This window comes from Variovorax sp. PMC12 (genome assembly GCF_003019815.1).
Taxonomy (GTDB): Bacteria; Pseudomonadota; Gammaproteobacteria; order Burkholderiales; family Burkholderiaceae_C; genus Variovorax.
This window is the reverse complement of record NZ_CP027773.1, coordinates 5,150,899-5,164,897: the sequence shown is the minus strand read 5'-3', so window position 1 is coordinate 5,164,897 and position 13,999 is coordinate 5,150,899. Positions and strand designations below refer to the sequence as shown.

At 67.4% G+C, this 13,999-nt stretch carries 14 protein-coding genes and 2 tRNA genes; 9 read left to right on the top strand and 7 right to left on the bottom strand.

Annotated features, from left to right (window positions below):
- Positions 1-58 precede the first annotated feature (58 nt).
- Genes rph through C4F17_RS24145 form a run of 3 tightly spaced genes read right to left on the bottom strand, consistent with a single transcriptional unit; the run spans position 59 to position 2,760 of the window.
- Positions 59-793, bottom strand: coding sequence for a ribonuclease PH (gene rph / locus C4F17_RS24155; RefSeq protein ID WP_106936934.1), 735 nt, complete (start codon positions 791-793; stop codon positions 59-61).
- A 43-nt stretch (positions 794-836) separates the two neighbouring features.
- A complete protein-coding gene (locus C4F17_RS24150) occupies positions 837-1,745 on the bottom strand; it encodes a PP2C family protein-serine/threonine phosphatase (RefSeq protein ID WP_081269836.1) in 909 nt (302 codons plus the stop codon).
- A gap of 7 nt (positions 1,746-1,752) precedes the next feature.
- Positions 1,753-2,760, bottom strand: a complete 1,008-nt coding sequence (locus C4F17_RS24145; protein ID WP_081269837.1) for a serine/threonine protein kinase — start codon at positions 2,758-2,760, stop codon at positions 1,753-1,755.
- Positions 2,761-2,851: 91 nt separating this feature from the next.
- Here C4F17_RS24145 and C4F17_RS24140 point away from each other — a divergent pair, with 91 nt between their 5' ends.
- The 4 genes from C4F17_RS24140 to C4F17_RS24125 all read left to right on the top strand — a co-directional run bounded on the left by C4F17_RS24140 (position 2,852) and on the right by C4F17_RS24125 (position 7,000).
- The gene (locus tag C4F17_RS24140) at positions 2,852-3,775 is read left to right on the top strand and encodes a YicC/YloC family endoribonuclease (protein WP_106936933.1); all 924 of its coding nucleotides are present in this window, start codon (positions 2,852-2,854) and stop codon (positions 3,773-3,775) included.
- 11 nt (positions 3,776-3,786) lie between these two features.
- The gene (gmk, locus tag C4F17_RS24135; protein WP_081269990.1) at positions 3,787-4,407 is read left to right on the top strand and encodes a guanylate kinase; all 621 of its coding nucleotides are present in this window, start codon (positions 3,787-3,789) and stop codon (positions 4,405-4,407) included.
- Between the two features lie 40 nt (positions 4,408-4,447).
- Entirely contained in the window at positions 4,448-4,651 is a 204-nt protein-coding gene (gene rpoZ / locus C4F17_RS24130) for a DNA-directed RNA polymerase subunit omega (protein ID WP_007835875.1), read from the top strand.
- Positions 4,652-4,744: 93 nt separating this feature from the next.
- On the top strand, positions 4,745-7,000 hold the full coding sequence (locus tag C4F17_RS24125; protein WP_081269839.1) for a RelA/SpoT family protein: 2,256 nt from the start codon (positions 4,745-4,747) through the stop codon (positions 6,998-7,000).
- Between the two features lie 25 nt (positions 7,001-7,025).
- On the opposite strand, the gene greB is transcribed toward C4F17_RS24125, so the two are convergent.
- The 4 genes from greB to C4F17_RS24105 form a co-directional block, all read right to left on the bottom strand.
- Positions 7,026-7,601 carry a transcription elongation factor GreB gene (gene greB, locus C4F17_RS24120; protein WP_159053694.1) on the bottom strand — a complete coding sequence of 192 codons (576 nt, stop codon included), beginning with the start codon at positions 7,599-7,601 and terminating at the stop codon, positions 7,026-7,028.
- Positions 7,602-7,656: 55 nt separating this feature from the next.
- A tRNA-Arg gene (locus tag C4F17_RS24115) sits at positions 7,657-7,733 on the bottom strand.
- A gap of 116 nt (positions 7,734-7,849) precedes the next feature.
- Positions 7,850-7,926 (bottom strand) — tRNA-Arg (locus tag C4F17_RS24110).
- An 11-nt stretch (positions 7,927-7,937) separates the two neighbouring features.
- Entirely contained in the window at positions 7,938-8,864 is a 927-nt protein-coding gene (locus tag C4F17_RS24105) for a LysR family transcriptional regulator (protein ID WP_106936931.1), read from the bottom strand.
- A 75-nt stretch (positions 8,865-8,939) separates the two neighbouring features.
- On the opposite strand from C4F17_RS24105, the gene C4F17_RS24100 reads away from it, so the two are divergent.
- The 5 genes from C4F17_RS24100 to C4F17_RS24080 all read left to right on the top strand — a co-directional run bounded on the left by C4F17_RS24100 (position 8,940) and on the right by C4F17_RS24080 (position 13,954).
- Positions 8,940-9,809 (top strand): HpcH/HpaI aldolase/citrate lyase family protein, encoded by an 870-nt coding sequence (locus C4F17_RS24100; RefSeq protein WP_106936930.1) that lies wholly within the window; start codon positions 8,940-8,942, stop codon positions 9,807-9,809.
- 66 nt (positions 9,810-9,875) lie between these two features.
- Positions 9,876-10,868 (top strand): tripartite tricarboxylate transporter substrate binding protein, encoded by a 993-nt coding sequence (locus C4F17_RS24095; RefSeq protein WP_106936929.1) that lies wholly within the window; start codon positions 9,876-9,878, stop codon positions 10,866-10,868.
- A 15-nt stretch (positions 10,869-10,883) separates the two neighbouring features.
- On the top strand, positions 10,884-12,086 hold the full coding sequence (locus tag C4F17_RS24090; protein ID WP_106936928.1) for a CaiB/BaiF CoA transferase family protein: 1,203 nt from the start codon (positions 10,884-10,886) through the stop codon (positions 12,084-12,086).
- Between the two features lie 3 nt (positions 12,087-12,089).
- Positions 12,090-12,965 carry an amidohydrolase family protein gene (locus C4F17_RS24085; protein WP_199851888.1) on the top strand — a complete coding sequence of 292 codons (876 nt, stop codon included), beginning with the start codon at positions 12,090-12,092 and terminating at the stop codon, positions 12,963-12,965.
- A 23-nt stretch (positions 12,966-12,988) separates the two neighbouring features.
- On the top strand, positions 12,989-13,954 hold the full coding sequence (locus C4F17_RS24080; protein ID WP_106936927.1) for a Bug family tripartite tricarboxylate transporter substrate binding protein: 966 nt from the start codon (positions 12,989-12,991) through the stop codon (positions 13,952-13,954).
- The last annotated feature ends 45 nt before the right edge of the window (positions 13,955-13,999 follow it).

Sequence of the window (13,999 nt, the reverse complement as noted above, 5' to 3'; positions counted from 1 at the left end):
AAAGTCAAAGTGGCTGTGGCGCCCGCCTTTGCAAGCAGGCGCCAGTAGCTGGATGTGGTCAGTCGGCGGCGAGCAACGCCTGCTTCTGCAGGGTCACGAGTTCGCCAATGCCCTTTTCGGCCAGGCCGAGCAGGCTGTTCATTTCTTCGCGGGTGAAGGCCACGCCTTCGGCGGTGCCCTGCACTTCCACGAAGTGGCCGGCGCCGGTCATGACGACGTTCATGTCGGTGTCGCAGGCGGAGTCTTCGGTGTATTCGAGGTCGAGCAGCGGCGTGCCTTCGACGATGCCCACCGAAATGGCGGCCACGTGGCCCTTGATGGGGGATGCGGCCAGGGTGCCGGCGGCGATGAGCTTGTTGACCGCGTCCTGCGCGGCCACGAAGGCGCCGGTGATGGCCGCGGTGCGCGTGCCGCCGTCGGCCTGCAGCACGTCGCAGTCGAGGTGGATGGTGCGCTCGCCCAGGGCGGCCAGGTCGAACACCACGCGCATCGAGCGGCCGATGAGGCGCTGGATTTCCTGCGTGCGGCCGGTCTGCTTGCCCTTGGCGGCCTCGCGGCTGCTGCGGGTGTGGGTGGCGCGCGGCAGCATGCCGTATTCGGCCGTGACCCAGCCTTCGCCGCTGCCCTTCTTGTGCGGCGGCACTTTCTCTTCGACCGACGCGGTGCACAGCACGCGGGTCTGGCCGAACTCGATCAGCACCGAGCCTTCGGCGTGGATGGTGAAGCCGCGGGTGATGCGCACCGGGCGCAGCTGGTCGGCGGCACGGCCGCCGCTTCGTGTGAAAGCAGTCATTGTTTGAGACTCGGAAGAGGAGAAAAAGGAACGAACGGCGCGCTCAGGTCTTGCGGGCGGCCGAGCGGCGAATGGCTTCGTTGATCTCGGCGATGGAGCGCTCGATGGCGTCTTCGTCGAGGTCGTCGATCTCGTTGTCCGACGGCATGCCTGCCTGGATGGTGGAGGCGAACACGCCGTCTTCTATGGTTTCGGTGGACACGCCGCTGCGGTCGTCGCCCGTGCTGTCGGGCATTTCCCATTCGAGGGCGATGAGCGTGACGTTGTCGCTGTGGGCGCCGCCCTTGCGCAGCGCCATTTCGGCGAGGTCGGGGGCGGCGTCGGACACGGGCTTGCCGGAGGAAAGCGTGTGCACGATGAGCGCGTCGTCGAGCACGCCCCACACGCCGTCGGAGCACAGCATGAGGCGGTCGCCGCGCTGCAGCTGCAGCGGGCTGGACACGTCGAACAGCGGCGTGGTCGGCGAGCCGAGGCAGGTCAGCAGCAGGTTGCGGTTGACGGGCGCGTCGGAGCCGTGCGGCTTGGGGCGCTCGGCGTGGGAGTGGTCGCGCGTGCGGGTCAGCAGGCGGCCGTCGCGCACCACGTACAGGCGGGAGTCGCCGCAGTGCATCCAGGTGGCGGTGGTGCCCTGCAGCACGGCCGCGACGACGGTGGTGCGCGGCGTGTCGAGCATGGCCTTGTGGCTGGCGTACCGCATGATCTGCTGGTGCGCGGCCATGGCCGATTCGGCCAGGAAGGCTTTCACGTCCTTCACGATCGGGCGTGCTTCGCGCTGGTAGAGCGCGGCGATGGTCTGCAGGGCGAGTTGCGCCGCCACTTCGCCTTCCGGATGGCCGCCCATGCCGTCGGCCAGCACGAACAGGCCCGATTCCCGCGTGTAGCAATAGCCCATGCGGTCTTCGTTCTTGAGACGGCCGCCCTTGCGGCTGACCTGGAAGACGGAAAATTTCATGGTGATGTCATGCGGGCCGCGTGGTGGGCGCGGCGGCCTTGGGCAGGCCCTTCTTGTCGAAGGAGCGGATGTTGTCGATGGACAGCCGCACCTTCTCGCCCACGGTGAGCTTGGTGTAGCGGCGCTCTCCCTCGCGGCTGAGTTCCTTCTGCAGCGCGAAGACCGATTGCGGGCGCGACAGGGGGTCGAGCGACATGCACCACTCGACCACCTCGATCAGGTTGTCGGAATACACGCCGCGCAGGCGCGACAGCGACAGGCTGAGGCGGTCTTTCTCGATGCGGCGGGGAGCGTCGTTGGGCGGGTAGCCCTGCATGCAGGCGTAGATGCAGGCGCCGATGGCGTAGATGTCGGTCCAGGGGCCCATGGAAGAGTCGCGCCGGTACATCTCGGGGGCCGCGAAGCCGGGGGTGTACATGGGGCGGATGAAGATGCCTTCCTTGCTGAGCACCTCGCGCGCGGCGCCGAAGTCGATCAGCACGGCGCGGTCATCGTCGGTCACGAAGATGTTGGCCGGCTTGATGTCCAAGTGCAGCATCTTGTACTGGTGGACGATGCGCAGCCCGCGCAGGATTTCGTCGAACAGCGACCGGATGGTGGATTCGCGGAACACCTTCTGCTTCTTCAGGTCGCGCGCCGTGACCACGAAATCCTGCAGGGTGGCGCCCTCCAGGTAGTTCATGACCATGTAGACGGTCTCGTTCTCCCGGAAGAAATTGAGCACGCTGACCACGGAGGCATGCGAAATTTGCGCGAGCGAGCGGCCCTCTTCGAAGAAGCTCTTGAGCCCCAGGCGGTAGAGGGAGAGCTTCTCGGGCGGCACCTGGGGCGCCAGTTCGTCGGGGCCCCGGGTGGCGAGCGACGAAGGCAGATACTCCTTGATGGCGACCTGCTGTCCGGCAGGGTCGATGGCCAGGTAGACGACACCGAAACCACCCGCGGAAAGCCGGCGTACAACGCGGTATCCGCCAATGACCGTATCGGGCAGCAGGGGCGAAGGCTTGACCTTTGACATAATCCGGGAGTTTCGCCCGAAGGCGATGGTGCGGCAAGCGAACGCCGTGCCGACGCCTCGGTGCTTGCAAGCAAAACCACAGTGAGGCGCAATGCCAGTTTACAGCATGACCGGCTACGCCAGCGGCCAAAATGGGTCCGCAGGCAGCCACTCCGAAGCCGAAGCACGGCCCTCCGCGGCGGGCCGGCTCGGGGTCGAAATCCGCTCGGTCAACAGCCGCTTCCTCGATCTCACCTTCAAGTTGCCGGAGGAACTGCGCCAGCATGAAACCGCGCTGCGCGAGCTGCTCACGGGCAAGCTCAAGCGCGGCAAGGTCGAGGTGCGCGCGGCCATCGAGAACACCGCCCAGGCGGGCGTCGTCGAGCCCTCCGTCAAGCTGCTCCAGCGGCTCAACGGGGTGCAGGACAGCATCAAGGCCTGGCTGCCCGGCGCCCGCGACCTGAGCGTGGCCGACGTGCTGCGCCTGGCCGGCGGCGACAGCGCCGCCCGCGGCGACTGGGGCCCCGACCTGCTCGAAGTGACCGGCAAGGCGCTCGACGGCCTGATGTCGGCCCGCCAGCGCGAAGGTGCCCGGCTGGCCAAGATGCTCGAGGCCCACCTGGCCCAGCTGCGCACCCTGGTGCAGCAGGCCGGGCCGCTGGTGCCGCAGTTGGTCGAACAGCAGCGCACCCGCTTCCTGGAGCGCTGGAAGGAGGCCATGGGCCTGACCGAAAGCACCGGCGGCACCCTGCCCGAGGCCGCCCAGGACCGCGCGCTGACGGAAGCCACCGCCTTCGCGATCCGCATCGACGTGGCCGAGGAGCTGACCCGCCTGAACTCGCACCTCGACGAGATCGAGCGCCTGCTCAAGAAGGGCGGCGAGATCGGCAAGCGGCTCGACTTCCTCATCCAGGAACTGCATCGCGAGGCCAACACCCTGGGCTCCAAGTCGGCAGCCCTGGAGCTCACGCGCATTGGCGTGGACATGAAGGTCCTGATCGAGCAGATGCGAGAGCAGGTCCAGAACATCGAATGACGAGCGAAAGCATGGATTACCCCGGCAATATCTTCGTGGTGGCGGCGCCCAGCGGCGCCGGCAAATCGAGCCTGGTCAAGGCGCTGATGGAGCTGGACGCAGCCGTCCAGCCCTCTGTTTCCCACACCACGCGCTCGCCGCGCGGGCAGGAAAAGCACGGCCGCGAGTACTTTTTTGCCTCGCCGACGGAGTTCGACGCCATGGTCGCGGCCGACGGCTTCGTGGAATGGGCGCACGTGCATGGCCACAAGTACGGCACCTCCAAGAAGGCCATCGAGGAGCGGATCGCCCAGGGCGCCGACGTCATCCTCGAAATCGACTTCCAGGGCGCGCTGCAGATCCGCAAGACTTTTGCCAACGCGGTCATGATCTTCATCCTGCCGCCCAGCTGGGAAGAACTGCGCTCCCGCCTGGAGCGGCGCGGCGAAGACAGCGCCGCGGTGATCGAAACCCGCCTGAAGAACGCCGCCGAAGAGATGGCGCAGGCGGGGAAATTCGACTTCGTTATAATCAACGAGTTATTTGAGCGCGCGCTTTTCGATCTCAAGGCGATCGTCCACGCTCAGCGGCTCCGGTACTCCGCACAGCGTCGTGCGCGTGCCGACACCTTCGCCGCACTGAACATCCCCTGATATCCGAGTTCATCCGCTCCCAGACAGAAAGATCCTCATCATGGCCCGCATCACCGTCGAAGACTGTCTCGTCAATATTCCCAACCGCTTCCAGCTCGTGCTGGCCGCCACGTACCGTGCGCGCATGCTGAGCCAGGGCCACGCCCCCAAGATCGAGAGCAAGAACAAGCCCGCCGTCACGGCGCTGCGCGAGATCGCCGAAGGCAAGATCGGCCTCGAAATGCTCAAGAAAGTGCCGGGCTGATCTGACGCAGCCCTGCAACGAAAAGGCACCGCAATGCGGTGCTTTTTTTATGTCCGGACGCGTCCACGGAGCGGTCACGCTAAAGTGGTAGCCATGAGCGCGGTAGCCAAACATCAGTCCCATGCCCCCAAAGGCACGCCGAAGCCGAGCCCGGCGGCGCTGAACGCGGCCGCAGCAAGCTTTGCCGCGTTGACGGCGCGGCTCGACTACCTGAGCCCCGAAGACACCGAGCTGGTCCGCCGCGCCTATCGCTTCGCGGACGAGGCCCACCTGGGGCAGTTGCGCAACAGCGGCGAGCCGTACATCACCCACCCCATCGCAGTGGCGGCGCAATGTGCCGAGTGGAAGCTTGATGCGCAGGCCCTCATGGCCGCCCTGCTCCACGACGCCATAGAGGATTGCGGCGTCACCAAGCCCGAGCTGATCGAGCGCTTCGGTGCCCCGGTGGCCGAGCTGGTCGACGGGCTCACCAAGCTCGACAAGCTGCAGTTCAACACGCGCGAAGAAAACCAGGCCGAGTCGTTCCGCAAGATGCTGCTGGCCATGGCGCGCGACGTGCGCGTCATCCTGGTCAAGCTGGCGGACCGCACGCACAACATGCGCACGCTGGCCGATGCGCCGCGCGAGAAATGGGCGCGCATCTCGCGCGAAACGCTCGACATCTACGCGCCCATCGCGCATCGGCTCGGGCTGAACCAGACCTATCGCGAACTGCAGGAACTGTCGTTCCGGCACCTGAAGCCGTGGCGCTACGCCACGCTGTCCAAGGCCGTGGCCAAGGCACGCGGCCGACGGCGCGACCTGATCCAGAAAGTGCAGAAAGAGGTCGAGACCGCCTTCTCGGCCGCTGGCATGACGCTTCGGATCGCCGGTCGCGAGAAAACGCTCTATTCCATCTACCGCAAGATGGAGGAAAAGCACCTGAGCTTTGCCCAGGTGACCGACATCTACGGCTTCCGCCTGATCGTGCCGAACGTGATCGCCTGCTACACCGGCCTGGGCATCCTGCACCAGATGTACAAGCCGCTGCCGGGCAAGTTCAAGGACCACATCGCGATCGCCAAGCTCAACGGCTACCAGTCGCTGCACACCACGCTCGTGGGCCCGGCCGGCGTGAGCGTCGAATTCCAGCTGCGGACCGAGGCGATGCACGTGGTGGCCGAATCCGGCGTGGCCGCGCACTGGCTCTACAAGGCCGCCGAGCCGAACGCGGCCAGCAACGACCGCCTGGGCACCAAGTGGCTGCAGTCGCTGCTCGACATCCAGGACGAAACCCGCGACGCCGCCGAGTTCTGGGACCACGTCAAGGTCGACCTGTTCCCCGACGCGGTCTACGTGTTCACGCCCAAGAGCCAGATCATGGCGCTGCCGCGCGGCGCCACGGTGGTCGACTTCGCCTACGCCATCCACAGCAACATCGGCGACCACACCTCGGCCGCGCGCATCAACGGCGACCAGGTGCCGCTGCGCACCGAGCTCAAGAACGGCGACGTGGTGGAGGTCATCACCGCACCGGTGTCGACGCCCAACCCGGCCTGGCTCGGCTTCGTGCGCACGGGCCGCGCCCGCTCCAAGATCCGCCACTACCTCAAGACGCTGGCGCACGCCGAGTCCGAAGGGCTGGGCGAGAAGCTGCTGGCGCAGGCCTTGCGCGCCGAAGGCCTGAGCAAGCTGCCCGAGAACGACGAGGAACACCAGGCGCTGTGGGAAAAGCTGCTGCGCTTCACCGGCAACCGCACCCGTGCCGAGCTGCTGACCGACATCGGCCTGGGCAAGCGCATTGCCAGCATCGTCGCCAAGCGGCTCGTGGCCATGCTGTCGGAGCTGGGCGAGCGCCCCGACGCGCTGCTGCTGAGCCGCGAACGCTTCATCTCGCACGAAACCGTGTCGCAGGGCGCGGTTACGCTGGACGGCAGCGAGAACTCATCGGTGCGCTTTGCGCTGTGCTGCCGCCCGATTCCCGGTGACCAGATCGTCGGCTACCTCGGGCATGGCGAAGGGCTGGTGGTGCACACCGAAGAATGCGGCGTGGGCCAGCGCCTGCGCCACAAGGACAGCGAACGCTTCTTCGCCGTGGAATGGGCCGACGAGCCCACGCGCGCGTTCGAGACCGGCGTGGTCATCACGGTGCGCAACGACAAGGGCGTGCTGGCGCGGGTCGCCGCCACGCTGGCCGATGCCGAAGCCGACATCACGCATGTCGAAATGGCCGATGAAACGCCGCAGGATTCGACCGACCTGCGCTTCGTGATCGCGGTGCGCGACCGCGCGCATCTCGATGCGGTGCTGCGCGCCGCGCGCCGGACCGCGTCGGTGCTGACGGCATCGAGGACCGTGCCCGTCCCCTGAGCGGGCCTTGATTGAAGCGGCGTTGTTACGTCGCGGCCGGGCGCGGTGCCGGATAGCTCACCGACAGAATCTCGACCTCGTGCGCGCCGCCCGGCGTCACGAGCTTCACCACGTCGCCCTCGCGCGCCTTCAGCAGCGCCCGCGCGATCGGTGAAATCCAGCTGACCTGCGACTGGGCGCTTTCCGCCTCGTCAATGCCGAGGATCGTGACGCTCCGCTCGTCGCCGGTTTCGTCGGCATATCGGACCGTGGCGCCGAAGAAGACCTGGTCCCGGCCGTGATGCACCGACGGGTCGGTGACCTCGGCGATTTCGAGACGCTTGGTGAGAAAACGGATGCGGCGGTCGATTTCGCGCAGGCGCTTCTTGCCGTAGAGATAGTCGCCGTTCTCGGAGCGGTCACCGTTCTTGGCAGCCCAATGCACTGTTTCGACGATCTTCGGCCGCTCCTCGTCCATCAGGTGCAGCAGCTCGTCGCGCAGCCGCGCGTAGCCGTCGGGGGTGATGTAGTTCTTGCCGCCCGCGGGCAGCGGAGGCGATGCGCCATCGGCGCCGTCGTCGTCCCCGTCTGTTTCGGTTTCCTTGGTGAATGCCTTGCTCACGCAGATCCTCCAAATGAAAAAAGCCCGCAACTCACGTTGCGGGCTTTCCTTGTAGTGGTGCGGCTGGCAGGAATTGAACCCACGACCCCTTGGTTCGTAGCCAAGTACTCTATCCAACTGAGCTACAGCCGCACAGCTTGCAATTATAGCCTGCCTTTTTCACCCGATTCTTGGTTTTCCGGAGCGAACGATGCGGAGCCCACAAAGAAAAAAGCCCGGAAGACGAATCTTCCGGGCTTTTTAACAGGTGGTGCGGCTGGCAGGAATTGAACCCACGACCCCTTGGTTCGTAGCCAAGTACTCTATCCAACTGAGCTACAGCCGCTAAGCTCTCGATTATAGCCTGCTTTTTTGGGCCTCCCTGGATGCGGCACTTCTGCGTGAAGTTCTCTTGCCTCCGCTGACTTGCCCTGCGCTGTCCACGAAGCCCTCGATCAGTCTCAACCGCGGCGATGCGCGCAGCCACAGCACACCGAAGCGCCGAGGCTCCGAAGGCAGCGGCAACGCGATCTTGGCGATGCGCTGGCCTTCCAGCAGCGGCGATGCGATGTCCGGCACGATCGAAACGCCGAGCCCGCGGTCGACCATCATTGCAATCGCCAGCAGCGAGCTGAGCTCGAAACGCTCCTGCGGCACGATGCCCGCGGCGCGCAGGTAACGGTCGGCCTGCTTGCCGCCGCCAAGGTTGCGGTCGTAGCGGATCAGCGGCGATGTCCTCAGCAGTTCGTGCGGATCGCGCCGCGCCAAGCGGCTGGGCGCGAGCAGCACCAGCGGCTCTTCGCGCAGCAACGACCAGTCGAAGGTCTTCGGCAGCGCGAAGGTCGGATGGAGGCACACGGCCGCGTCGAGCTCGCCCTGCGCCAGCGCCTTGTGCAGCGTGGCGGTGGTGCCCGACTGCAGGAACACCTTGGCGCCCGGGTGCGCCTTCACGAAGTGCGCCAGGATGTCCGGCAGCAGGCTGTGAATGGCGGTGTTGATGGTGCCCACCAGCAGCTCGCCGCCGGCCGCATCGCTGCCGAGCAGCGCCTTGATGTCGCTCACCTCCCTGAGCAGGTTGCGCCCGCGCTGCACCAGCTGGTGCCCTGCCTCCGTGGGTTGCACCGTGCGGCCGGCGCGCGCGAGCAGCGGCGCGCCGAGCTCGCGCTCCAGCGCGCGGACCTGCTGTGCCACGGCGGCGGGCGTGAGGTCGAGCCGGCGCGCGGCCTCAGACATCGAGCCGGACTCCACCACCAATAGAAAGCTGTGCAGGTAGGCGGTTTCCATGAAGATAGATTTTCTATGATCTGATCATAGAAAGCATGTGTTTTTCTAATCTCATGGACTGCGGACACTGCGGGCATGAGAAGCAAGCTCTTTGTTCCCGGCACACGCCCCGAGCTGTTCGCCAAGGCGCTGGACAGCGCGGCTGACGGCATTTGTCTAGACCTGGAAGATGCAGTCTCCGAAGCGCGCAAGGACGAGGCGCGTGACTGCGTGCGCCAGCTGCTGGCGGGCGTCGATGCGGCAGCAGCCGGCAAGACCCTGATCGTGCGCGTCAACGCGATGGACACGCCGCACTTCGAGCGCGACGTGGCCGCGGTGGCGATGCCCGGCGTGCACCTGATCAACCTGCCCAAGCCCGAGAGCCCGGCGCACGTGCAGGCTGCGGCGGAAGCCATCGAGCGTGCCGAGCGAACGCATGGCGTGACAACACCCATCGGCTTGCTGCTGAACATCGAAACGCCCTCTGCCCTGCGCATGGCCTCGCAGCTCGCGCTCGCGCATCCCCGCGTGAAGGGGCTGCAGCTGGGCCTCGGCGACCTGTTCGAACCGCTGGGCATTGCGCGGCGCGCGCCGGAAGCGATCCAGCAGGCGATGTTCGCGGTGCGCATCGCCGCAGGCGAAGCCGGTGTCTACGCCTACGACAGCGCATTCGCCGACATCCGCGATGCCGAAGGCTTTCGCGCCGAGGCGAAGCTCGCGCGCAACCTCGGCTTCCTCGGCAAGACCTGCATCCATCCGAGCCAGGTCGCCATCGCGAACGAAGTGTTCCGCCCCACCGACGAGGAGATCGCGCACGCGTGCAAGGTGGTCGAAGCGGCACGCGAGGCGGACGCCAAGGGCATCGGAGCCTATGTGGTGGACGGAAAGATGATCGACATCCCCTTCGTGCTTCGCGCACGCGCCATCGTCGAGAGCGCGCGCGGGCTCGGGCTGCTGCCCGGCTGAACGCACAGGCCTTGCCCCCCTCGGCGAGGCACGCATACACACAAGAACCAGGAGACAAGACACACCATGCGCATTCCCACCATCCTTCGCCCGGGCGCCCTCGCAGCCATCGCATTCGCCGCTGCATGCCTGCCCGGCGGCACGGCGTTCGCACAACAGGCGGCCTATCCGTCCAAGGCCATCACCATCGTCGTGCCCTACCCCGCGGGCGGCTCGAACGACACCTTTGCGCGCCAGATCGCCAAGGAACTCGGCGACGAGCTCAAGCAGCCGGTGATCATCGACAACCGGCCCGGCGCCAGCGGCAACACCGGCACCGCGCAGGTGGCGCGCGCAACGCCCGACGGCTACACGCTGGTGGCGGTGTCCTCCAGCATGACGACCAATGCGGCCGTGCAGTCGAAGCTGCCTTTCGATCCGGTGAAGGGCCTCGCGCCCGTGGCGATGTTTGCCAAGGGCCCCTTCATCGTCGCGGTCAACAACGACTTTCCCGCGAAGACACCCGCCGAGCTGATCGCAGCCATCAAGGCGAAGCCGGGCCAGTACAACTACGCCTCCTCGGGCTCGGGCAGCGTCAACCAGTTCGGCACCGAGCTGCTCAAGGCCAAGGTGGGCGACCTGCAGATCGCGCACATCCCCTACAAGGGCATGGGCCCGGCCGTGACCGACCTGATCGGCAACCAGACCCAGTTGCTGATCTCCAGCGGGCCGTCGCTGCTGCCGATGGTGCGCGCGGGCAAGCTGCGCGCCGTCGGCATCACCAGCCTCAAGCCGAGCCCCGTCGCGCCCGACCTCACGCCGATGTCCGCCGCGGTGCCCGGCTACGAGTTCGAGCTCTGGTGGGGCCTGCTGGCGCCGGCGGGCACGCCGGGCGACGTGGTCGCGAAGCTCAACCAGGCCGTCAACCAGATCCTGGCGCGCCCCACGATCGCGGCCAACTTCCTGCGCGAAGGCGCGATCGCCACGCCGCTCACGCCGGCGCAGTTCGGCACCGTGATCGCCGACGACGTGGAGCGCTGGAAGAAGCTGGCCAGGCAACAGAACATCACTGCAGACTGAGAAGAGAGAAGACCCATGAGCCTCGCCCCACCCCACGATGCCGGCAACGACGCGCGCCTGCCCCCGCGCAGCGGCCCCGCGGGTCCGCTGAGCGGCCTGCGCGTGCTCGACCTGAGCGCCTACATCGCGGGTCCGTACGGCTGCTCGCTGCTGGCCGACCAGGGCGCGGAGGTCATCAAGATCGAGCCGCCCGCGGGCGACAACCTGCGCAAGTACCCCTCGACGCTGGAAGCGGAGAGCCGCGCCTTCATCGGCGTGAACCGCAGCAAGCTCGGCGTGGTGCTCGACCTGAAGAACGCGGACGACCTCGCCGCGCTGAAGACGCTGGTGGGCACGGCCGACGTGCTGGTGCACAACTTCCGGCCCAGCGTGCCGCCGCGGCTGGGCATCGGCTACGAGCAGCTGAAGGCGCTCAATCCGCGCCTGATCTACTGCGCCGTCACCGGCTACGGCGAGACCGGGCCGCTGCGCGAGAAGGCAGGCTACGACCAGGTGCTGCAGACCATGACCGGCATGTGCGCGCTGCAGGGCCAGCGCGGCGGTCCGCCCGAGATCCTCTACGGCTCGGTGGTCGACTACTACGCGGCCGCGCTGGTGGCCGCCGGCGTGGCCTCGGCGCTGTACGAGCGCGAGAAGAGCGGCGTCGGCCAGTATGTCGGCGTGTCACTGCTGCGCTCCGCGCTCACCATGCAGTCGGCCCGCATGGTGTGGGCAGAAGGCGAGCCCAAGGACGTGGGGCGCGACATGCGCTCCGGCGGCATCACCGGCCTGCATCCCACGCGCGAGGGCTACCTGTACATCTCCGCCAACACGCCGCATTTCTGGCAGGCGCTGTGCGCCAAGGTCGGGCTGCCCGAGCTGGCGGTCGACGAGCGCTACGACTCGGTGCGCAAGCGCGCGCAGCATTCCGCCGAGATCGTTCCCCGGCTGCGCGCGGCGCTGGCCGAACGCAGCGCGCTGGAGTGGGAAGAGCGCTTCGGCGAAGACGTGCCCTGCGCCGCCGCACGCACCGTCGAGGACATGTTCGACAACCCGCAGGTGCTGGCCGAAGACATGGTGACGGAGTTCGCGCACCCCACGCTCGGCAGCTACCGCGGCTTCACGCGGCCCGTGCAGTTCGGCCGCACGCCGGGCCCGGAGCCATTCGCGGCGCCGACGCTGGGCCAGCACACAGGCGCCGTGCTGGCCTCTCGCGGCAAGGGAACCGGCCAGGGCTGAGCCATGCGCCTCGAGATCGCCTGCCCCAACAGCAGCGGTACGCAGCGGTCCACGAGCAACGCGCCGGAGGGTGCCTGCGATGCGCACATGCATGTCTACGACCGCCGCTTCGCGCTGCATGCCCCGCCCGATGCGATGGTCGACGACGCCACCGCCGACGACTACCGCCTGCTGCAGCGGCGCATCGGCACGCAGCGCACCGTCGTCGTGCAGCCGCGCATCCACGGCACCGACAACAGCGTGACGCTCGCGGCCATTCGCGCGCTCGGCGCTTCGAGTACGCGGGGCGTGGCGGTCGTGCGTCCCGAGGTGGGCGACGACGAGCTCGTGCGGCTGCACGCAGGTGGCATTCGCGGCATCCGGTTCACGCTCTACACACCAACCCACGCGACCACCGATTTCTCCATGGTCGAGCCGCTCGCGCACCGCGTGCACGCGCTCGGCTGGCATGTGCAGTTGCACTGGAGCGCCGACCAGATCGCCGAACACGCGGCCCTGCTCGAGCGGCTGCCCTGCACCATCGTCCTCGACCACCTCGCGCGGCTTGCGCTGCCGGATGCGCAGGCGCACCCCGCCTTCGCGGTCGTGCGCCGGCTGCTGGACAACGGCCGCACCTGGATCAAGCTGTCCGGCGCCTACCTCGATTCGAAGCTGGGCGCCGAAGGCGGCTACGCCGACACCACCGCCGTTGCCCGGGCCTGGGTGCGGCATGCGCCCGAGCGCATGGTTTGGGGCAGCGACTGGCCCCACCCCACCGAGCGCGGCGCCAAGCCCGACGACGCGCAGTTGTTCGACCTGCTTCACCAATGGGTGCCCGACGAAGCCGTGCGCCGCCGCGTGCTGGTCGACAACCCGGCGCGCCTCTACGACTTTTCCTGAACCAAGAACATCGAGACATCGGCATGAAGAAGACAACACGCGTCCTGAAGACGATCGCGGCCATCGCCGCCTGCGCGCCCCTGCTGGGCTGGGCGGCATGGCCCGACAAGCCGATCCGCATGGTCGTGCCCTACGCGGCCGGGGGCGGCGCCGACAACACAGCGCGCATCGTCGCGCAGCAGATGAGCGCGGCGCTGGGCCAGCAGATCGTCATCGACAACAGGCCCGGCGCGGGCGGCGTGATCGGCGAAGACAACGTGGCCAAGGCGGCGGGCGACGGCTACACGGTGCTCTACGACGCATCGGCGTTCTCGGTGAACCCTGCGCTGCGCAAGCTGCCCTTCGACGCGGCGAAAGACTTCATTCCGGTGTCGCTGGTGGCCACGGCGCCGCAGATCCTGGTGGTGCCGGAGAACGCGCCCTACAAGACCGTGGCCGAGTTCCTGGACTTCGCGCGCAAGAACCCCGGCAAGCTGAGCTTCGCGTCGGCGGGCGGCGGCACCGGCTCGCATCTCGCGGGCGAGGCGCTGAACGAGCAGGCCAAGGTCAACCTGATGCACGTGCCCTACAAGGGCGGCGCACCCGCGCTCACCGACCTGATGGGCGGGCAGGTGTCGGCGTACTTCGGCAACGTGGCTTCCACCCTCGGCTATGTGAAGTCCGGCAAGCTGCGCGCGCTGGCCGTGAGCTCCACCCGACGCGTGCCGGCCCTGCCCGACACGCCGACGCTCGGAGAGTCGGGCCTGCCGGGCTACAACGTGGTCGAGTGGAACGGCGTGTTCCTTCCGAAGGGCACGCCGCCCGACATCGTGCAGAAGCTCGGCAAGGCGGTGCAGGCGGCGGTGAACGATCCCACGGTGCGCCAGAAGCTGCTGCAACTCGGCCTCGAACCCGCGGGGACCACGCCGGAGGCATTCGCGAGGTTCGTGCAGGACGAGACGGGCCGGGTGAGTGCCCTGGTCCGGGCACGCAACATCAGGGTCGATTGATCCAAGGGTTTACCCTTGGTCATTGCCTCTATCTCGCACAAGAGA